This is a genomic window from Bacillus sp. MSP13 (assembly GCF_000815295.1).
In the GTDB taxonomy this organism is placed as follows: domain Bacteria; phylum Bacillota; class Bacilli; order Bacillales; family Bacillaceae; genus Bacillus; species Bacillus vallismortis.
On sequence record NZ_JXAQ01000013.1, the window covers coordinates 1 to 20,219 of the forward strand.

The 20,219-nt window shown below is 43.5% G+C and carries 22 protein-coding genes; 8 read left to right on the forward strand and 14 right to left on the reverse strand.

All coding sequences use genetic code 11. The annotated features are described in order from the left end of the window. Positions 1 to 52: 52 nt before the first annotated feature. The 3 genes from SC79_RS14905 to SC79_RS14915 form a co-directional block, all read right to left on the reverse strand. Positions 53 to 1,261 (reverse strand): Bcr/CflA family efflux MFS transporter, encoded by a 1,209-nt coding sequence (locus SC79_RS14905; protein ID WP_039075732.1) that lies wholly within the window; start codon positions 1,259 to 1,261, stop codon positions 53 to 55. Between the two features lie 190 nt (positions 1,262 to 1,451). Continuing rightward, complete coding sequence (locus SC79_RS14910; protein ID WP_010331140.1) at positions 1,452 to 1,775, reverse strand: AzlD domain-containing protein; 324 nt, start codon at positions 1,773 to 1,775, stop codon at positions 1,452 to 1,454. Continuing rightward, on the reverse strand, positions 1,772 to 2,497 hold the full coding sequence (locus SC79_RS14915) for an AzlC family ABC transporter permease (RefSeq protein WP_039075733.1): 726 nt from the start codon (positions 2,495 to 2,497) through the stop codon (positions 1,772 to 1,774). Before SC79_RS14915 ends, SC79_RS14910 begins: the two co-directional genes overlap by 4 nt. A 119-nt stretch (positions 2,498 to 2,616) precedes the next feature. Here SC79_RS14915 and SC79_RS14920 point away from each other — a divergent pair, with 119 nt between their 5' ends. From SC79_RS14920 to SC79_RS14930, 3 genes are all read left to right on the forward strand, one after another. Next, entirely contained in the window at positions 2,617 to 3,174 is a 558-nt protein-coding gene (locus SC79_RS14920) for a helix-turn-helix domain-containing protein (protein WP_039075734.1), read from the forward strand. A gap of 81 nt (positions 3,175 to 3,255) precedes the next feature. Then, a complete protein-coding gene (locus tag SC79_RS14925) occupies positions 3,256 to 3,750 on the forward strand; it encodes a MarR family transcriptional regulator (protein WP_082022745.1) in 495 nt (164 codons plus the stop codon). A 15-nt stretch (positions 3,751 to 3,765) separates the two neighbouring features. After that, positions 3,766 to 4,395, forward strand: a complete 630-nt coding sequence (locus tag SC79_RS14930; protein WP_039075736.1) for a nitroreductase family protein — start codon at positions 3,766 to 3,768, stop codon at positions 4,393 to 4,395. Between the two features lie 39 nt (positions 4,396 to 4,434). On the opposite strand, the gene SC79_RS14935 is transcribed toward SC79_RS14930, so the two are convergent. Then, positions 4,435 to 7,092: an MMPL family transporter gene (locus tag SC79_RS14935; RefSeq protein WP_039075737.1), complete on the reverse strand. Its 2,658-nt coding sequence runs from the start codon at positions 7,090 to 7,092 to the stop codon at positions 4,435 to 4,437. Further along, the gene (locus tag SC79_RS14940; RefSeq protein WP_039076024.1) at positions 7,089 to 7,547 is read right to left on the reverse strand and encodes a MarR family transcriptional regulator; all 459 of its coding nucleotides are present in this window, start codon (positions 7,545 to 7,547) and stop codon (positions 7,089 to 7,091) included. Before SC79_RS14940 ends, SC79_RS14935 begins: the two co-directional genes overlap by 4 nt. A gap of 166 nt (positions 7,548 to 7,713) precedes the next feature. Here SC79_RS14940 and dinB point away from each other — a divergent pair, with 166 nt between their 5' ends. The 3 genes from dinB to abc-f all read left to right on the forward strand — a co-directional run bounded on the left by dinB (position 7,714) and on the right by abc-f (position 11,744). After that, positions 7,714 to 8,232 (forward strand): damage-inducible protein DinB, encoded by a 519-nt coding sequence (dinB, locus tag SC79_RS14945; protein WP_039075738.1) that lies wholly within the window; start codon positions 7,714 to 7,716, stop codon positions 8,230 to 8,232. Positions 8,233 to 8,404: 172 nt separating this feature from the next. Continuing rightward, entirely contained in the window at positions 8,405 to 9,781 is a 1,377-nt protein-coding gene (locus SC79_RS14950) for an amino acid permease (protein ID WP_039075739.1), read from the forward strand. A gap of 328 nt (positions 9,782 to 10,109) precedes the next feature. After that, positions 10,110 to 11,744, forward strand: coding sequence for a ribosomal protection-like ABC-F family protein (abc-f, locus tag SC79_RS14955; RefSeq protein ID WP_039075740.1), 1,635 nt, complete (start codon positions 10,110 to 10,112; stop codon positions 11,742 to 11,744). A 39-nt stretch (positions 11,745 to 11,783) separates the two neighbouring features. Here abc-f and SC79_RS14960 read toward each other — a convergent pair whose 3' ends face one another. Then, the gene (locus tag SC79_RS14960) at positions 11,784 to 12,350 is read right to left on the reverse strand and encodes a TetR/AcrR family transcriptional regulator (protein WP_039075741.1); all 567 of its coding nucleotides are present in this window, start codon (positions 12,348 to 12,350) and stop codon (positions 11,784 to 11,786) included. Positions 12,351 to 12,365: 15 nt separating this feature from the next. Further along, positions 12,366 to 13,550: an MFS transporter gene (locus tag SC79_RS14965; RefSeq protein WP_039075742.1), complete on the reverse strand. Its 1,185-nt coding sequence runs from the start codon at positions 13,548 to 13,550 to the stop codon at positions 12,366 to 12,368. 329 nt (positions 13,551 to 13,879) lie between these two features. Between SC79_RS14965 and SC79_RS14970 the strand changes: the two genes are divergently transcribed. Further along, on the forward strand, positions 13,880 to 14,248 hold the full coding sequence (locus SC79_RS14970; RefSeq protein WP_052245614.1) for an HIT domain-containing protein: 369 nt from the start codon (positions 13,880 to 13,882) through the stop codon (positions 14,246 to 14,248). A 9-nt stretch (positions 14,249 to 14,257) separates the two neighbouring features. Here SC79_RS14970 and SC79_RS14975 read toward each other — a convergent pair whose 3' ends face one another. The 7 genes from SC79_RS14975 to SC79_RS15005 all read right to left on the reverse strand — a co-directional run bounded on the left by SC79_RS14975 (position 14,258) and on the right by SC79_RS15005 (position 18,733). Continuing rightward, positions 14,258 to 14,731 carry a GNAT family N-acetyltransferase gene (locus SC79_RS14975; protein WP_039075743.1) on the reverse strand — a complete coding sequence of 158 codons (474 nt, stop codon included), beginning with the start codon at positions 14,729 to 14,731 and terminating at the stop codon, positions 14,258 to 14,260. A gap of 142 nt (positions 14,732 to 14,873) precedes the next feature. Next, positions 14,874 to 15,221, reverse strand: a complete 348-nt coding sequence (locus SC79_RS14980) for a DoxX family protein (RefSeq protein WP_039075744.1) — start codon at positions 15,219 to 15,221, stop codon at positions 14,874 to 14,876. After that, positions 15,218 to 15,826 (reverse strand): TetR/AcrR family transcriptional regulator, encoded by a 609-nt coding sequence (locus tag SC79_RS14985; protein ID WP_039075745.1) that lies wholly within the window; start codon positions 15,824 to 15,826, stop codon positions 15,218 to 15,220. The genes SC79_RS14980 and SC79_RS14985 overlap by 4 nt, the downstream gene beginning before the upstream one ends. A gap of 279 nt (positions 15,827 to 16,105) precedes the next feature. After that, positions 16,106 to 16,444, reverse strand: coding sequence for a thioredoxin family protein (locus SC79_RS14990; protein ID WP_039075746.1), 339 nt, complete (start codon positions 16,442 to 16,444; stop codon positions 16,106 to 16,108). Between the two features lie 177 nt (positions 16,445 to 16,621). Beyond that, positions 16,622 to 17,011: a DoxX family protein gene (locus tag SC79_RS14995; protein ID WP_039075747.1), complete on the reverse strand. Its 390-nt coding sequence runs from the start codon at positions 17,009 to 17,011 to the stop codon at positions 16,622 to 16,624. A gap of 137 nt (positions 17,012 to 17,148) precedes the next feature. Next, on the reverse strand, positions 17,149 to 18,087 hold the full coding sequence (locus SC79_RS15000) for a ring-cleaving dioxygenase (RefSeq protein WP_039075748.1): 939 nt from the start codon (positions 18,085 to 18,087) through the stop codon (positions 17,149 to 17,151). 25 nt (positions 18,088 to 18,112) lie between these two features. Then, positions 18,113 to 18,733, reverse strand: coding sequence for a nitroreductase family protein (locus SC79_RS15005; RefSeq protein WP_039075749.1), 621 nt, complete (start codon positions 18,731 to 18,733; stop codon positions 18,113 to 18,115). Between the two features lie 406 nt (positions 18,734 to 19,139). Between SC79_RS15005 and mneP the strand changes: the two genes are divergently transcribed. Beyond that, entirely contained in the window at positions 19,140 to 20,033 is an 894-nt protein-coding gene (gene mneP, locus SC79_RS15010) for a manganese transporter MneP (RefSeq protein WP_010331157.1), read from the forward strand. Positions 20,034 to 20,219 lie beyond the last annotated feature (186 nt).

Genomic DNA, 20,219 nt, shown 5'->3' on the forward strand with positions numbered 1-20,219 from the left:
ACGTACTACTACTACTACTACTACTACTACACACACGCGNTGNTNTNTTTGTTTATAAGCTTTTCTCCGCTCGCTCCTTCGTTAATCCAAAAAACGCCAGCGAACCGATGACCGCTGTCACAAACATGATCGCTCCCATTGGAATGGCAGTCGTTTCATTAATGCCGACAAGCGGGGAAACGATCGATCCGAGGAGAAGCGGAAGCATGCCAAGCAGCGCACTTGCGCTTCCGGCTCGGTGCCCCTGCTTCTCCATAGCCAGCGTAAACGTGCTGGTCAGAACCATGCCAATTGTAATCATGTAAATAAAAATGGATATGACTAATGTGGCGAGAGGGCCGTGAATCATGGTCATAGCCAAAAGCACAGCCGTCGCAAGCATAGCGGTAATGACCGCTATGCGAAGCAGGCTTTTTTCATGGATGATTCCGCCAAAACGCCCGATGATAAAGCTGCCCGATATAATCGCCAGGCCGTTAATGCCGAACAGAATACTAAACACCTGCGGCGACACTCCATAAATATCCTGGTATACAAAAGGCGTACCGGACACATATGCAAAGCTTCCCCCGTGAACAAATCCGACCGTTAACGCATACCCCATAAAGGACCGATCCTTCAGCAGGCTGCCCATCGTTTTAACAGATGTTCCGATTGAGCTTGGAATCCGTTTTTCCGGCGGCAGCGTTTCTTTTAATCGAAACGCAATCAACAAGACAAGTAAAAACCCGATGATTGTTAACACGTGAAAAATTGTATGCCACGTTGCAAATGGCAAAAGCAAAATGGCGCCGCCTGTCATTGGCGCAACCATTGGCGCAACAGCTGTAATAACCATTAACAGCGAGAAAAATTTAGAAAGCTCTCTTCCGGTAAACACATCGCGGACGATGGCGCGAGACAGCACAAGTCCCGCGGAAGCGGTGAACCCTTGTAAAAAGCGCGCAGCCACTAGTGTTGTAATGTTGGGCGACAGCGCACAAAACAGAGAAGATAACGCAAATAAAAAAATACAGATTAATAGCGGCTTTCGTCTTCCCTGCGCGTCACTGACCGGCCCGACGATCAACTGGCCGATGGTAAGGCCGACCAGACAGGCTGTTAAACTTAACTGTACAAGTGAGGCACTTGCTGATAAATCATCCGCGATTTCAGGAAAACTCGGCAAATACATATCTATGTTAAGCGGGCCCAATATAGCAAGCATGCCGAGCAGCAACGCCAATGCCAAGCGTTCTTTTCCAGTAGGATTTTGCAGCATGTTATCAAACCTTCCCTTCACCCTAGTCCCTTATGTCAAATCGATGTCAACTCCAACGATGGATTGAAGCTGTGAAACATTTGTATATTGTATCATAACTTTCAAACTGCGAAAGCCGCTTAAAGCTTGAACGAAAGACAAAAAAATCAGGGTCTTCTGCCCTGATCAAGTAAGTGCCAATCCTCTTGTTTTATGCCCATAACCGCAATCCCGCCATAAGAAGTACACCGCTGATCACAGTAATGGATAAGCTTTTCGTTTTCATCGCAATCAAGAGGGTCGGGATCAAGATGGCGGCTGCAGGCCAATTCAATTGCACAGTACCATTAGACTGAATCATACAATCCTTTACGACCAGCGCTGTCAATATACACACCGGCACATAGGAAAGCCATTTGAGCACGGGCTCCGGCAAAGTGATATTCCGTACAACTAAAAAAGGAATGATACGGGGAATCATCGTCACCAGCGCACAGCCAATAATCACCATCAAGACGTATGTATTGATACTCATTTATCCGTCACCACCCCGATTGTCGCTACGATGACCGTTGATATGATGACAGCAAGATGAGACGGCATAAAGAAAGAAAACACAACCATTGCGATCACCATATAGATCATGAGAGAGACATAATGTTTGAGCTTCGCCGGCACAACATGCTCCAATTGAAGAACCAGCAGCGCTAAAAACATGGCCGTCACCGCGAAATCAAGTCCGAATGATTCCGGGTCGGTTATCCATTTGCCAAAAACAGCACCCGCCAGACAAGACAGCACCCAGCACGCATATGCTGTAAGGTTTAAGCCGAACATCCAGCGATCGTTAATCGGCTCGTTTTTGACAATCTTATTGGAAGCCACACCGAACGACTCATCTGTCACCATCATGCCGATCCCTACATTTTTCGCCAGTGAATACTTTGAAAAATGAGGAGCGAGCGCAGCGCTTAATAGAAAATTCCGTAAATTCACGATAAACGTGGTCAAAATAATGGCGGACATCGGGCTGTTTGCCGCCAACAACGCACACATAATAAACTGGGCGCCGCCCGCAAAAACCAATCCCGACATAAGCACAATTTCCATCACGCTCAAATGCGATGCAACTCCCACGATTCCGAGTGCCAATCCTACACTGATGTAACCGATCAACGTCGGGATACAATCTTGAAGCCCCTTCAGAAATGTCGGCTCGTCAGTTTGTGCATGAGCCATTTCTTTCTCAGATATCATTCTGGTCCCCTCCTCGTCTAATATATTATACACTTGTATGTTATAACTGACAACAGAATGTGATAACAGATTTCTATATGTTATAATGAAAGCGAATATGGACGTAAGGAGATACATGTATGGATGATATCCAAGCCATTATCGCAATGAATCTGGTCAAACTTAGAAAAAACAGAAAACTGACTCTTGATCAAGTTTCTGAATTAACGGGTGTCAGCAAAGCGATGCTCGGACAAATCGAAAAAGGGAAATCAACCCCGACTGTCACCACGCTATGGAAGATCGCAAACGGGCTTCAAGTATCCTTTTCTATATTTCTGAAAGAAGACAAGCCGAAAGTGAAAAAAATCAATCTGAAGGATATTGAACCTGTTACAGATAATGAAGAAAACTACAGTGTCTACCCTTTTTTTCCCTACAATCCTGAAACAAAGTTTGAAATTTATGTTGTTGATCTGAAACCTGGATGTATACATGAAGCAAAAACACATTTAGGAGAAGAATATCTATTCATTAAAGAAGGTGAATTAACGGTTAAACTGCAAGACCAAAAGCACATGCTCGCTTCAGGAGATGCCTTGCAATTTACAGGATCAACCCCGCACAGCTACATCAATTCTTCTGAAAAAACGGCCAGCTTTTTTCTGCTGATGTTTTATCCTGAGCCGCAAGAATGACCAAAACCTCCCTTCATAAACGAGGGAGGTTTTTCAAATGTGCAAATGGCTTGCAAGTTGGAATCAATCATTGTATATTAATTGACGTGTCAATCATTGATATATCAATTAATAGGTTTGACAAGAAAGAAGGGATGGGTTTTGGCATCATTTTGTTCAGAGGAAGCCGAGATTTTATATCAGCTGCAAGGCGTGAACAAGGTGATTGGCGTGAAGTTCGAGGCATGCACGGGCATCAGCCAATCTCGTTTGGAATTGCTGACATTGCTTTATCATGCAGATGAGATCAGTCAAAGCGACCTTCAAAAGAAAGTAAATATAGATAGCGCAGCCGTCACTAGACACCTGAAACAGCTGGAAGCCAAAGGCATGGTCTCAAGACGGCGCAAGCCTGAGGACAATCGCATCACCCTTGTTCGGTTGACAGCCCAGGGAAGAGAGCGGATCGAGTCTTCTAAGAAAGAAAAGGAGCGTTTCATGAAGGAAATGCTCGCAAATGTAAGTGCTGACGAGCGCCGCCTGCTTATTGGTGTGCTGGCGCGCATGCGTAACAACATAGACAATATCGAAGCTTAAGAGGAGTGTATCCACATGATCAAAACAAACGATTTTATGGAGATTATGAAAGGCCGCCGTTCTATTCGCAACTATGATCCAGCGGTGACAATCAGCAAAGAAGAGATGAAAGAAATCTTAGAGGAAGCAACAACTGCGCCATCTTCTGTTAACGCGCAGCCATGGCGTTTTCTCGTCATCGACAGCCCGGAAGGAAAAGAAAAGCTCGCACCGCTTGCAAGCTTTAACCAAACACAAGTCACAACATCATCTGCCGTCATCGCTGTATTTGCAGACATGAACAATGCAGACTACTTAGAAGAAATTTATTCAAAAGCGGTGGAACTCGGTTACATGCCTCAAGAGGTCAAAGATAGACAAATCGCCGCGCTGACCGCTCATTTTGAAAAGCTTCCGGCGCAGGTGAACCGCGAAACCATCCTGATTGACGGAGGGCTCGTTTCGATGCAGCTGATGCTGACTGCACGCGCGCACGGCTATGATACAAATCCGATCGGCGGTTACGATAAAGAAAACATCGCGGAAACGTTCGGATTAGATAAAGAACGGTATGTACCGGTCATGCTTCTTTCTATCGGAAAAGCAGCGGACGAAGGCTATGCTTCCTACCGTCTGCCAATTGATACAATTGCAGAATGGAAGTAAAACAAAGAGCCCAGACTCATTTCTGGGCTCTTTTCTCTATTATTCTTTGATTTTCTTCCTTCTAAACGGCCACCAGTTGCCTTCTCCAAAGGTCACGATGATTGCCGGCATAAAGAGCGGAAGAATGACAAGGCCGTAAAGCAGCAGCCCGATAATGATGACACTCGCCACCTGCATCAGCGTATTGACGCCCGAGGGCATCATCGCCGCGAACGTGCCGGCCAATATAATGGCCGCTGTAATAATGACGGACCCCATTTTGCTCATTGACTTGATGACACCTTGCTCTATGCCAAGGTGCACCTCCTCCTTAAAGCGGTCAAGCAAGAAGATCGAATAATCCACGCCTAACGCGATCAAGATGACAAAGCTGAAGAACGGTACTGCCCAGCTGACGCCGGCATTTCCCAGGCCGTTCACAAAAATTAATTCTGTTATGGATATCGACGTATAGTACGTCAACAGCAATGACGCGATCATATAAATCGGCATGATCATCGAGCGGAACAAAATGGTTAACACAATAAACAAGCCTATAATCATGATCACCATTGTTCTGGAGAAGTCCGCTGTGGACAGTTCTTTTAAATCCGCATTCACACTTGTGACTCCGCCGTATACGATCTGGGCATCCTCCAGAGGAGTGCCGTCAACTTCGTTTGCTACGGCTTTTTTGATTTGATTGATTGTTGTAATGGCCTGTTCTGAATAAGGATTAGAGTCCAGGACGACGCTTAATTTCACGCCTTTGCCATCCGCAAAGGAATATTGGTCAATTGACTTCTTAAAGCCTTTATCCTTCATGACTTGCTCAGGAATAAAAATGCCTGTATCTCTTACGCTTGAGCTTTTGCCCATGTTCTCTAACATATCACTGGCAGCTGACATGCCGTCAGAGATTTTCGTCAGGCCGTCATTTGCACTCTTCACGCCTCCAGCGAGCTTCTTCAGGCTTTCTGTCAGCGTTCCGGCTTGTGCCTGCTGGCCTGAGAGCTGCTGGTCCGCTTGTTCAAGGCCGGTTTGAATCTGTCCAAGCTGTCCGCTGATTGCCGTAAGCTGCTGCACGGTCTGTGCGGTATTGCCGGTTTGGGAAATCTGTTTGCTCACAAGCTGCAGCTGCTGATTGATTTTGCCCAATCCGTCTGCCGCATCGCCTAGTGAACCGCCGGAGCTGCTATCTGAGGCAGAGCCGGTTTGCCCAGCCATTTGATTCAATCCATTTTCTATATCCGTTAAACCGCTCTGGACATCGGTGATTCCTTTTGCCGTCTTATCCAGACCGTCTGAAACTGAGTTTAGCTGTTTATCAATATATAAATCTTTGATTGTATCACCGGTCGGCTGTGTAATGGTCATGACAGAGTCAACATGATCGACTTTCTCAATCGCTTTGCTGACATTTCCAAGGTAAGGGATTGTATCAGCTGTCGTGAGTTCTTTGTCTCCTTTCACGATAACATTGATCGGGAACGCTTTCCCTTCACCGAATCCATCTTTGATAACCTCAAGAGCTTTTACTGATTGATAATCGCTGCTGATTTCCGCAGTCGAATCGAATGAAATCTGGTCATCATAGGCCAAGATGAACGGAAGCGTGATGATCACCGTGATGACAATAAACAGAAACGGACGCACAACCGAATGTCTGCCAAGAAACGCCCATAATTTATTGTCGCTGTGCGACAGCACTTTCTTAGAAGGCCAGAATAACTTTTCGCCTAGTGTCACCATAAATAATGGCAGCAGTGTGTAGAGGATGATCATTAAAATTCCGACACCGACTGCGACTCCTACTGCGGATTGGAAAATCGCAAATTTCGCAAAACCTAAGGCAGAAAACCCGATTAATACAGCAAAACCGCTGATAAATAAGGTTTTTCCTCCTGTACGGTAAGCGATAAGGGCGGCTTCTTTTTTGTCATATCCATTTGCCAATTCTTCACGGAATCGGGTCAGAAGCAGAATGCAGTAATCTGTTCCGATACCGAACAGGATGGCGACTAGGAAAGTCTGTGTAAACGTCGAGATAGAAAAATCAACATTGTACACGAGAATGCCCAAAATGGATTGACTGATGAGATAAGAGAACCCGACAACCACAATCGGGATAAAAGGCGTCACAACAGAGCGGAACACAATCAGCAATAAACCGATGATCAAGCAGACTGTGATCACTTCCGTTTTCTTGAGCCCTTCCTCTGAACTGTGAGCGAAGTCCTGATTGATAAGAGAAGCTCCTGTTATATATGCGGTTACATCATCAGGAACGACTTTATACATGTCATCCGCGATTTTTTCCGCCTTTTTATCAGAACCTGTAATCGTGACAGGAATGAGGACGGTTTTCTTGTCTTGCGAGATCAATTGGTCTTTGACTTCTTTTTCCGCCGTCAAAGGAGACGTAACATCTTCTACCCCGTCAATTTTTTTGATTTTATCAATCATTGTCCGGAGCTGATCCTCTGTGTCTTTTTTCAAAGCGTGGTCTAATGTCAAGACCATACTGATCGAATTATTGTCTTCTCCCGCTTGTTTTAAAATGGCATTCGCTTTTTCTGAAACAGCATCAGCGGGAAGCTGTGCCTGCCCCTTTTGATTGGCAAGCTCCGTGACGTTCGGAGAAAACAAACTCAGTATCACGGTTAGTGCTAATATAACGGCTGCAATAGCCCACTTGAATTTGATGATTGCTCTCATTCGGCGGGATCTCCTCCTTTAAATTTGCTTTTTAGAATGGTGAATATCTCTATGATAGAGTTTAAGTGTTCCTCATCTATATCATCGATTAGCTCTTTAAGAGCGTTAAAAATGGCTGAATCTAATTCATCTAGTATGTCTTCACCGCTGGATGTGATGTGAATAAGCTTAGAGCGCTTATCACGATTTGCCGGACAGTCATCCCATTCAACCAATCCTTTTTCAAGCAGCTTTTTCAATCTGTTCGAAATCGCGCTCTTATGTACATTTTGATACATAGCCAGGCTGCCGGGAGAGGTTGGTCCTTTAACTTTTAAAATTTTTAACAGGTCGGCCTGTTCTCTTGAGATATGTTTGAAGACATCCTGATTGATTTCACGATGCACAAACTCTGTCCCCTCGAGTAATACTTCCACAAACAGGTTTATCGCCTGACATAACTTTTGTTCATTCAACATCTTCCCCTCCTCTAATTAGTTTACCCCTCTAAACTATATGATCAATGTCAATTAGTTTATTCCTCTAAACTATGTCTGTCAACCTATTTTATTCATGAACACTCCACAAGAAACGCTCGTTCGTTATACAATGGAGGTATAAACCCGAAAGGAGAATACCGACATGTCAGATTTCTCACTGCATTTTTATGAATATAACGTATGGGCCAATCAGCAAATATTCAATCGGTTAAAAGAGCTTCCAAAAGAGGTCTACCGCCTAGACATTCAAAGTGTGTTTCCGTCTATATCCCATGTCTTATCTCATGTTTACCTCTCTGATCTCGGCTGGATTGAAGTATTTTCCGGCAAAAGCATGAACGATGCTCTGGCATTGGCTGAACAGCTCAAGGACCAGACAGAGACAAAAGAAATAGAGGAGATGGAAGCCCAGTTTTTGAAGTTAGCCGAGCGCTACACCTTATGTTTACAGCAAAACTTACAGATCGATAAACCTCTCCAGATTCAAAACCCCTCAGGCGGAATCATGCAAACGACTGTTGCTGAGCTGGTTCCCCACGTAGTCAATCACGGGACATACCACCGCGGAAATATCACAGCAATGCTGCGGCAGGCAGGATACTCATCTGCTCCGACAGATTATGGGCTCTACCTGTATATGAAAAATACAGACATGGCATAAATAGACTGCGGCTCCCAAAATAGAACCGCTTTTTTCAAATGGATTTTTCAAAAAACATTAAAATTTCTTTTCATTTACCTTTATAGTAAAAAAGTTAGAAATTTTAGTGTTATAATAATCATTAAAAACGTATTGCTGGCTCAAAACAATTTTCAATGGAGGAACATACAAAGTGACAGACGATATGACGAAAAACAATATAAATCAGCAAAACTTGCAGAGGGGCCTGAAAAACAGGCACATCCAGCTCATCGCCATCGGCGGGGCGATTGGGACGGGGTTATTTCTCGGCTCAGGAAAATCGATTCATTTTGCCGGCCCTTCGATTTTATTCGCCTACTTGATCACAGGGATCATTTGTTTTTTAATTATGAGATCTCTCGGTGAACTGCTGTTATCGAATTTGAACTATCACTCTTTTGTTGATTTTGTACAAGACTATCTAGGCGATATGGCAGCCTTTATCACCGGCTGGACATACTGGTTCTGCTGGATTTCCATCGCGATGGCTGATTTGACAGCCGTCGGGCTTTACACTCAATATTGGCTCCCCGGTGTCCCGCAATGGGTGCCCGGCTTGATCGCTCTGATTGTTTTATTGATTATGAACCTGGCAACCGTCAAGCTTTTTGGAGAATTAGAATTTTGGTTTGCGTTAATTAAAGTCATTGCCATTTTGGCGCTGATCGCCATTGGTCTTGTGATGATCTTCAAAGGCTTTCCCACTAGCTCAGGGGCCTCCAGCTTCACAAATCTCTGGAGCCATGGAGGCATGTTCCCGAATGGAATGCACGGGTTTATCCTCTCGTTCCAGATGGTTGTGTTTGCCTTTGTCGGCATTGAGCTGGTCGGACTTACAGCTGGTGAAACAGAGAACCCTGAAAAAGTCATTCCTAAGGCGATTAACAATATCCCAATCCGGGTGTTGCTTTTCTATATCGGTGCTCTTCTTGTGATTATGAGCATCTATCCTTGGAATGTCATCAATCCAAGCGAAAGCCCATTCGTACAAGTATTTGTCGCGGTTGGCATCGTAGCGGCAGCAAGTATTATCAACTTTGTTGTTTTGACATCCGCTGCTTCTGCATGCAACAGCGCTGTGTTCAGTACAAGCCGCATGATGTATTCCCTGGCGAAAGATAGCAACGCGCCGGAATCAATGGCGAAACTGACTCCGCGTAAAGTACCTAGAAATGCGTTGTTCTTTTCAGGTATCGTGATTTTAATCGGTGTCACGCTAAACTACATCATGCCAGAAGGCGTATTCACCTTGATCACAAGCATTTCAACCGTCTGCTTTATCTATATTTGGGGCATTACGGTCATCTGCCATATGAAATACCGAAAAACAAGACCTGAATTAGCGAAAACAAACAAGTTTAAGCTTCCGCTTTATCCATTTGCAAATTACCTGATTCTTGCGTTCCTGGCGTTTATCATTGTTGTTTTAGCATTAGCTCAAGACACTCGGATTTCCTTATTTGTTACGCCGGTTTGGTTTATTTTGCTGATTGTGATTTATAAAGTGCGAAAAGCAAAACTTCAATAAGACTCGCGTCTCCTGCCTCAAAAGTGAGAGCAGGAGTTTTTTTGATGAAAAATATACCAAATGACCTTCGCTTTCGCATGTGAAGTTATGCTATAGTGTGTGTAACAAACAAGAAGGGATGATGGGTGGACAATGATTAACTAATCTTATTTTTACGTTTGAAATCAATATTTCAAATCAGAAAAAATAGGATTAGTCTGCCCATTTTCTATATATACGACATGGCTATTGATGAACAATAGCTTATTTGATCATGCAACGGCGCGGCTAATCCTTCCAACACATTTGGGAGGATTTTTTGATTCTCCCTTTAAAGCGAGGGATATGAATGAAAGAGATCGTCACATTAACAAATGTCAGCTATGAAGTGAGGAACCTCACTGTTTTTAAAAACGTAAATGCCAGTGTACAGCAAGGAGATATCATTGGGATGATCGGCAAAAATGGCGCTGGGAAATCAACATTGCTGCACCTCATTCACAATGGCTTAGCCCCTGCACAGGGGCAAATCCAAAGATTTCGGCAGGATTTAAAAATGACGCTGGTAGAACAGGAAACCTTGTCGTATTCCTTTGCGGACCAGACGCCCGCCGAAAAGAAATTACTGAAGAAATGGCGTGTGCCCGTCCGTGATTTCCAACAGTTAAGCGGCGGCGAAAAACTGAAAGCGCGGCTGGCGAAAGGACTATCAGAGGATGCAGACCTTTTACTGTTAGATGAACCGACAAACCACCTTGATGAAGAAAGCTTGCAATTCCTCATTCAACAGCTGAAAAGTTATAGAGGGACTGTGATTCTTGTTTCTCACGATCGTTATTTTTTAGACGAAACCGCAACAAAAATATGGTCGCTCGAAGCTCAAACCTTGATTGAATTCAAAGGAAATTACTCTGGGTATATGAAGCACCGGGAAAAGCAAAGGCTCGCCCAGCAGCGTGAATATGAGAAGCAGCAAAAAATGGTTGAACGGATTGAAGCCCAAATGAATGAGCTTAGTACATGGTCGGAAAAAGCACACGCCCAATCGACGAAAAAGGAAGGGTTTAAAGAATATCACCGTGTAAAAGCGAAGCGTACGGATGCCCAAATGAAATCCAAGCGCAAGCGGCTTGAACAAGAGCTGGAAAAAGCAAAGGCGGAACCCGTTGAGCCGGAATATGCTGTCCGTTTTTCAATGGATACAACCAAAAAAACAGGAAAACGCTTTTTGGAAGTTCAGCATGTAACGAAGGCTTTTGGAGAAAGAATCCTATTTAAAAACGCACACTTTACAATTCAGCACGGCGAAAAGGTTGCAATCATAGGCCCCAATGGCAGCGGAAAAACAACATTACTGAAAATCATTCTGGGAAAGGAAACGGCTGAGGGGCATGTATGGGTGTCGCCGTCTGCAAACATCGGCTATCTAACGCAGGAGGTGTTTGACTTGCCTTTAGAACAAACACCGGAAGAGGTATTTGATCATGAAACATACGAAGCAAGAGGACACGTTCAAAATCTAATGAAGCACTTAGGTTTTACAGCTCCGCAATGGGCGGAGCCGATCAAACATATGAGTATGGGCGAACGTGTAAAGGTCAAACTAATGGCTTATATTCTCGAGGAAAAAGACGTGCTGATGTTAGATGAGCCGACAAACCATCTCGACCTGCCCTCACGCGAACAGCTGGAAGATACACTGTCACACTACAGCGGCACATTGCTGGCGGTGTCACATGACCGCTACTTTCTCGAAAAAACAACAAACTGTAAACTCGTCATCTCGGACGATGGCATCGAAAAGAAGTTACATGGCGCTCCTTCAGAAAGAAATGAGCGGGAGGAGCTTCGTTTAAAGCTTGAGACAGAAAGACAAGAAGTGCTGGGAAAGCTCAGTTTGATGACGCCGAATGATAAAGGATACAAGGAGCTTGATCAGGCGTTCAATGACATTACAAAACGAATGAAAGAGCTTGATCAATAGCGGTAAGGGATACCAAGGGCTGTTCACCCTTGGTATTTTTTAAGGTTTTGCCTTCAGCCCTTGCCAAAAAATTTCGAAGGAAATCTCTAAAGATCTCTCAAATGATTGTTTATTCTCATATACCAGCTGAATGTTCAGCCCGTCAAAAAGAGTGATAAAGGCAATCGCACACTTCTCGGGCGGACAGGTGATACCCGATTCTTTAAAAACAAGGGCAATTCGGCTTTTCAAAGCATGCAGAAACAGCAGGTACTGGGCTGAAATAAAATCACTTACTTCAGCAGGAGCCTTAAACGACATCGCCTGCAAAAAGGCTACATTGGGCATAGCATGAAAGCGCACCTGGGTTTCTTTTAAAAAATCATATACTAAATTTTTGGCTGGCATATCCTTTCCGGATTCAAAAAAATCATTGATAAACGCTACTTCTTCTTCAACAATCTCCGGATATACTTCCGTCAACAGATCCTTTTTTGATGAAAAATGGTAGGACAGAGATTGTTTCCGGATTCCCAATTCTTTGGCAATATGCGCCATTTTAACTCCCTCATACCCAAGCTGATTAAATTGGCGAACGGCTTCGCGTTTTATATGTTCTCGGGTCACTGTTCCGCCCTCCCCCTAATGTTTTATTCCTTTTCTCTTGGAACAGATAAATAAAATATATAATAAAAGAAACAGCAGGTACACCAAAATGGAAGCGATATAAAGCGCCTGATAAGAATAGACCGTTGCCACAACACCTAGTAATAAAGAGCCTCCGCCAATTCCCATATCAAAAAAATTAAAGAATGTCCCCATGGCATCCTCATGTTCATGCTCTTCAACAAGGTTGATACACCATGTCTGGATAGCCGGAAATATAGACCCAAATCCAAACCCGTAACATATTGCCGCAGCAAAAAACATGCCATCGGTTTGGGCAAGATACAGTATTGACAGCCCTGCTAAAGAGAAAATTGAAGCGGGGATAAGGATAGCGGCCGCTCCGAATCGGTCAAACGTTTTCCCTGAGATAAGACGTATAAAAAAACTGGCTGCCGCAATCAGAAAGAAAAACATTCCGACACTTCGGAAACCCTTTTCTATCGCATAGAGTGAAAAAAAGGACATGATCGCAGATGCAGCTATTCCGACTAACAATATGAGAAACGAAGGAAACAGCACACGTCTTTCTAACACCTTGACCTTTACCATTCCCTTTTCAGCGGTGTCTTTTCCTTCAGGCCGCCTCCGAACGAGTACAGCCATTAACACAGCCAGTAAAAGAACAGACATCCCGCCTAAAAAAAGTCTCTGAAAATCATAAAGCTCCAGTGCCGCGATACCAATCATCGGCCCAACCGAAACCGCAATCGTTTCGCCTACTCCAAAATATCCAATCCCCTCACCCCGGCGCTCCTTCGGAATAATTTCCGCGGCGATCGTCGCAAAATAAGTGGTTGCTAACCCAAAACCGGCTCCATGTATTAAACGAATGAGCAATAGGACGCCTACGTCTGATGCAAGATAATAGGCACCAGTTGAGCAGGCACTGATCACAATCCCACATATAAGTAAATATTTTTTGTTAAATCGTTTAGCCAAAATCCCTGCAAAAGGGCGTATGGCAATGGCAGATATCATAAAAATACCTGTAACCAATCCAACTTGCTTTGCCCCACCCCCGATAGCCGTAACAAACAAAGGTAATGTCGGCAATAACATTTCAAACACCATAAATAAAAATGCATTTGAAAGTGTGACAAAAATAAATGATATGGACCATATTTTTGCAGTATGTATTTTTTCCGCATGTAAATCCATCAGCTTCTTCTCCTTTTCTTTTGATCTATCACACTCACTTTATCTGACTATGGTCAGGTTGTAAACTATAAACTTATAAATAACATTTGGTAATTACTTGATTATTACAATCGCAAACTGACACTAGTCAGATTGAAATTCAATGGTTGAAAATAAGTTTATTAGTCGTTACAGGCGAGGATATCTATAGAATGCTGACAATTTCAATAATCATTACATCAAAAAGACTGGCTGCCACCAGGATATCTTACCGTTGTCAAACATCAACACGAACCGAAAATGGTATGAAGAGTCCTTCTACATCTAATATAATTGAAGGAACATTGCGGATGACTATAGAAGAATCAAACAAAGTGAGGGATGATCATATGACTGAAGACTTTTACTGTGATGAGGTTTTTAGCGGGAATACGAAGGTGAATAAAGTAATAGAGACAGATAACGTATTGGCTTATTATCATACAAAGCCCTTTTATCCAGTCCACATTGTGGCTGTTCCTAAGAAACATATCTCCTCATTGATCACTCTGGAAGAGCAAGACCATGGCTTGCTCCTTGAATTAATGAGTGTCATTCAAGAGGTCGCTTCCATGGTGACGGAAGAAAAAGGCGCATGCCGTGTCATCACCAACTTAGGCGCTTATCAGGACTCTAAACATTTACATTGGCATATTGTGTTTGGAGAACCGCTAAAGTAAGCGGCGGTATCAGTTCAGCTGTTTCCGCATACGTATATTGGTCATGGCATAGCCCATCTTTTGATAGAGATGAACGGCTGTCTCGTTGTGCGCAAACACATGGAGAGCAAGTCTTTCCGCGCCAAGCTTTCTTGCTCTTTCATCCAGCGTTTGAAGCGCCAATTGCGCCAGCCCCTTTCCGCGGAAGGCCTCATACATTCCAAATGAATAGATAAACGCTTCCTTTTGCGGATGGTGCGGATCAGCATACAGCCAGAGCCAGCCGATCCTTTCTCCTTGTTCATTTGTGATGTTCCAAAAATAATGATTGCTGCTGTTTCGTCCGTTCGGGATCATTTTCTCATATGCCTGCTCTGATTTCTCAAGCGCCTCTTTTTCTGTCCGAGTACCTGATTCTATGTTTTGTTTGGCATAATTTTGCACGGACATTCCGCGAAATGCCCCGAATTCTTCGGCAGTCATGTCTACTAAAGTAATCGCCACTCTGTATTCCTCCTTTATGAAAAAAGTCCAGCCAACGCCAGTCGAATAACGATGCAGAAATTCAACCAGCCGGTTTAAACCTCTGACTCTCTTTCTTTCGCTAAGAGAAATCAATCTCCTGCAAATCAACCATAATAGACTGTTACATCATGAATTCCCGCATAACGATCATGACCGAAACAACCAAACAGATTATCGCGGGGATCGTCATGAGAACCGATTGGCGCGCTCGAATCATGTGCGCATGCACCGCTCCAGCCATGAGAAAGATAAACAGTGCGCCTGCCCCAAACGCTCCAAGCCGATTCCAAATACCCGCTGTCATAGCAAGTGCCCCGGCTATTTCAAGAATTCCAGTAACAGTCAGAAACCATAATGGATATTGATAATGCCTCCAATGCTCAACTTGAAAGGGAACGCGAAACACCTTTATAATGCCTCCCGCAAGCATAAAAACTGCTAAACTGACCTTCATGATCATAGCTATCATTTTACGTCACGCCCTTTCGGAAGCATCCCGTATATAAAAAGATTTACAACCTCTGCGGCGAGGTTTTCCGGAGCTTTCATTCCGGTTAATAAAAATGAATCGGTTACATGTACGATCATGCCGATCAAACACTCAGCGACCGTTTCCATGTCGAGTTCGGAGTCAAAATAGCCAAGCCGCTGTTCTGCTTCTAGGTTTTCTTTCAAAACCGCCGCCAAGTCTTTTTTCATTTGTTTCGCTTCTGGATTCAGAAAAACGCCAATCTTGGTTACATTCTTATCTTCAGCAAGACATTGAAAAACAGTTTCCACAGCTGACAGCACCCTTTTCGAGACATCTTTCGTATGTAATCCGTTGTCCAGAAGCAATGACTCTGTCAGCGTTCTGATCCGTGAGTGAAAATCGGTGATTAACTCCTCAAAGATGGCTTCTTTGCTTTGAAAGTACAAATAAAAGGAAGGCTGCGTCAGTCCGGCTCTTTTCACAATGTCACTTACCTTCGTCTTATGAAATCCTTTAATCGCAAATTCATTAGCAGCAGCTTTGAGTAATCGTTTCCTGCTTTCTTCCCCTTTACGTCCTTTTTTGCTTTTCACTGGGATCATCCTCCATAAAAAGATACTCAAAAGTAATGTTATTCAAGAGTATTATTTCATACTGTTGGATTTTATGTCAATGAACCCCAACCCCCCCAACTTATTCAAGGATTTTGCCATGTATTATTTCTTTACTTGTGAAACAGCCATCCCCTCACCGATGAAATGGGTTTTTGATGTCATAAAAATGATGTCCAACTTTAAGCAAGGGGGATGGCCTGGCGTTATGCCATTTTCAAGAAAACAAAACCCCCTAAAAGGGGGCTTGTCATTTGATAAGTGTAAACTTTATTCATTTTCATATAACTGATAAACCCTTTTCAGCCTTTCTTCGAGCTGTTCAAAATGAACGAAACGGGCTTCTCTCAGGAACTCAGTCCCATCAACGAACAAAAGAAGCACAGGAACGGTGAAAACTGAAAATCTGCCGGCAACCTCTTCTACTTCGTCAGCATTGATATGCCCCAATGCGATCTTCGGAAACTGATCCAATAATAGTCTGAGCTGCGGCAGAACAGCGTGGCATACCGTACAGCCGGGTCTTGATATATAGATAAAACTGAATTGATGCTGTTTAATGAAATGTTCTATAGCAGCTAATGAATGTAATTCTGTCATCTCTTTCATCAATGTACTCCTTTAAATGGGTCTGTCTTTCATGACTATGCTCAGCGATCCGTATCATTCACTATACACATTTACAGTTAGTCTATCCGCTTTTTTGCTTAGCAAGTTATTCTTGAAAAACCCAAAACAAAAGAACAGTTACCGGTTATCAGTAACTGTTCTTAGATACTTTGAATATTAAAAATGCAGCGCGTAAGCCCCTGAACCGATGAGCGCAACCCCGATGGAGACTGCAATCAGCACCACGTTATATTCAAAACCGCCGGCACCGTTCGCAAATCCTTTCGCTCCATGGACTTTTACGATGGCACCTAACATCACGATCGTGATGATAGCAGCTCCAAGCGGGAGGAATACTCCTAAAATAAATAGAATTCCGCTTACGAATTCCCCAAGACCTGTTAAAGCGGCCGCGGCCTTACCTGGTTTCACCCCAATTGACTCGAACCACTGGCCGGTCCCTTTAATCCCGTATCCTCCAAACCAGCCGAATAATTTTTGTGATCCATAAAACAGAAATACCACACCAATCATAATACGAATAAGCAACAGTCCTGCATCTTCCATTTTTATCTCTCCTTGTTTTTGATGTCACATGCTGTGCTGACAGGCAGCAAGTCTTGTTTTTTTACCGCCAGCAGTTCCAGCAATCATTTATTAAGTATATGTGTCTTCTTTTCTTCAGGCTTCCGCATTTATTACAATCAATCTAATTCTCTCACTTCAAACGGCAGCAGCCCTTGTTCAATTTGTGTGCGGTGCGGTTCATACTGCGCAGGCAGCATCAATTTTCCGCCCATTGTTTCAGGTGATTCATCATGTGCAAAGCCCGGCGGATCCGTTGCGATTTCAAACAGGATTTCTCCGTGTTCTCTAAAGTAAATCGCATTAAAATAGTTTCTATCCTGGACAGGCGTCACACCGTATCCGTGAGAAGCAATATATCTGTGCCAATCTAATTGATCTTCGTCATCGCTAGCACGCCAAGCGATATGATGCACCGTTCCGGCTCCCAATTGCCCGCGGCCAATTGGCGTTACTTTAAGGTCAATCACATTTCCGATATCCCCGGCAGATCGATAACGAACGAAGTCTCCTTCCTTGCCGATCCGATCCAGCCCCATGATGTTTTCTAATAGTTCAGCGGTTTTGTCAGGCTGCGCTGATAACAGGGTTGCACCGCCAAAGCCTTTAATGGCAACATCAGGTGTTACATCTCCGAACGTCCACGTATTGGCTTCTCCTTCTTCTCTTTCCACAATCTCTAAATGAAGGCCGTGCGGATCATCAAATTCTATATATTGTTCTCCAAAACGCTCGATTTTGGTGCAGGGAACGTTGAACTTTTCAAGTCTCTTTTCCCAAAAAGCCATAGCTCCCTTCGGCACCGCATAAGAAGTTACGCCAACTTGCCCGTCTCCAATGATGCCTTGGCGGGCTCCCGCCCACGGAAAGAAGGTGATGATGGTTCCCGGCTTCCCGCCTTCATTTCCAAAATAAAGATGGTACGTACCTGGATCATCAAAATTGACCGTTTGCTTAACCAATCGAAGCCCCAGAACGCCTGCGTAAAAATCTGTGTTCTCTTGAGGGTGTCCGACAATTGCTGTAATATGATGGATTCCCATCGTTTTTTTCGCCATTTTTATCCGCTCCTTTACACGTTATTTAGATGTACTCAACAAACTCATTCACAGGCTTCCTGTAGCCGCGCGGTCTTCTGCTCTCTGTTTTTTCTTTTCCAATTGTAATCATCATGACAATCTCAAATTGGTCATCTATGTTTAAAATCTGTTTCACGGCTTCAGTATCAAACCCAATCATAGGACAGGTATCCCAGCCTTTTTCCTTAGCAGTCAGCATAAACACCATCGCGGAAAGCGAAGCATTCCTTATCGCTTCATCTCTCATAAATGGTTCTCCCCTGTTTTCATAAAATGAAACAGTGTCTTGAACCATGTGATCATACTCTTGTTTATTTAATACCCCAAGCACTTTTAACCCTTCATAGATGTCCGCCGCCTGCTGATATGCCTGCTTATCCCCTAATACCAAAAGAACCGCAGATGAGCTAAACACTTTATATTGGCCGTTTGCGGCCTGCTTCAGCTTTTCTTTTACATCCGGATCCAGAACCGTTACATATTTTGTGTGCTGCAAATTAAAAGCTGATGGAGCCAACGCCACCAATTCAAACATCTCGTTAAGTTCATCTTTCGTGATGGGACGATCTGGAAGGAAGTTGCTTGCAGATCGTCTTTCATTCACTAACTGTGTAAATTCAGCCATTTATTACACCCCTTTTATCTCGAATTCGAGATATTACATTATAAAAAATTCATTCATTGTGATTCAAAAAAACCAACAATCTTTGAGATTGCTTTTCTATGTTCAGCAACATTTATCTCGAATTAAAATATCTTGAATATGAGATAATAATAAAATACATATCTTTTAATGTCAATAGGTGCTAAAAAATCAGGTGAGATTTTTCACTCTTTGTCTGCTGTGTGTTCTTTTAGCCTTGCGCCAACTTTTTTTCTGCCGCCTTATTTATTAGTAAATAGGAAACAACGTTGCTATAGACCCACTCGAAATTCAATTGGTATGATAAGCAAAGTGATTTCACAAGAAAGGGTGCGGAGAGTGAATAAGAAGCATTCGTATTTTTTGTGCAGTTTTACGGGAGGAAAAAATGGCAAGTGAAAGAGAACAAATAAGCAAAAAAGTTGCTTTGATCGCATTAATAGCCAACCTGATTTTAATGGCCGGAAAGATCTTCTTTGGCCTTATAGGCGATAGTGAAGCCGTTTTTGCAGACGGTATACATTCCGCAGCGGATGTCGTTGCTTCGATTGCTGTCCTGGCAGTGATCGGCATTTCCAACAAACCGCCCGACCAGGATCATCCATTTGGCCATGGGAAAGCTGAAGTCATCAGTGAGGCGATTGTAGGCATCATCTTACTGATCGTATCCGTTTATATTCTAATAGAAGCGGTTCTGTCCTTTGTTGAAGGGCCAAGCGTTCCACAATACAGCGCATTGTTTGCAGCCCTGATTTCGTACGCAGCCAAGCAGATCTTATATCGTTATTCCATCAAGCAGGGGGAAAAATGGAACAGTAAAGCGATTATCGCGATCGCATACGATCATAAAGGTGATATCGTTGCCTCTCTCGCCGCTTTTATCGGTGTTCTATTGGCGATTATCGGAAACACCCGCGGATGGACCTATCTGTTGTACGCCGATGCTATTGCCAGTGCCATCGTGGCTTACCTTATTTTCAAAATTTCAATGGAATTAATCAGGCCGTCTGTTGATATTCTCATGGAGAAAAGCGTTGATCCTAAGCTGATAGCGGAATACAAAGCGGTTATTTTTCAATGTGATCAAGTAAAACGAATCGATAGAATCCGTGCGAGAGAACATGGCCACTATAAATTGCTTGATGTCCGATTATCTTTAGATCATGATTTGACAATTAAGCAGGGACACGATATTGCCCGCGACATCCGAAATGAAATCAAAAGGCAGTTTCCAGATGTGGAAGAAGTGCTCATCCATGTGAATCCTTATTTTGAAGAATAGAAAAACTTCTTTCATAGAGAAGCTTTAGATTGTTCAAAGTCATAAAACGGTTTTCCTTTTATGACTTTGTCATCTTTTTAGCGTGATTGAAAACCCTTTAAGTCTAGGTAGGGCGAGCATTGGAGCAGACTTCCGCAGGATGCGGTGACAGGGGCGTTTGAGCAGGACGCTCTCTAGCTTTTAGCC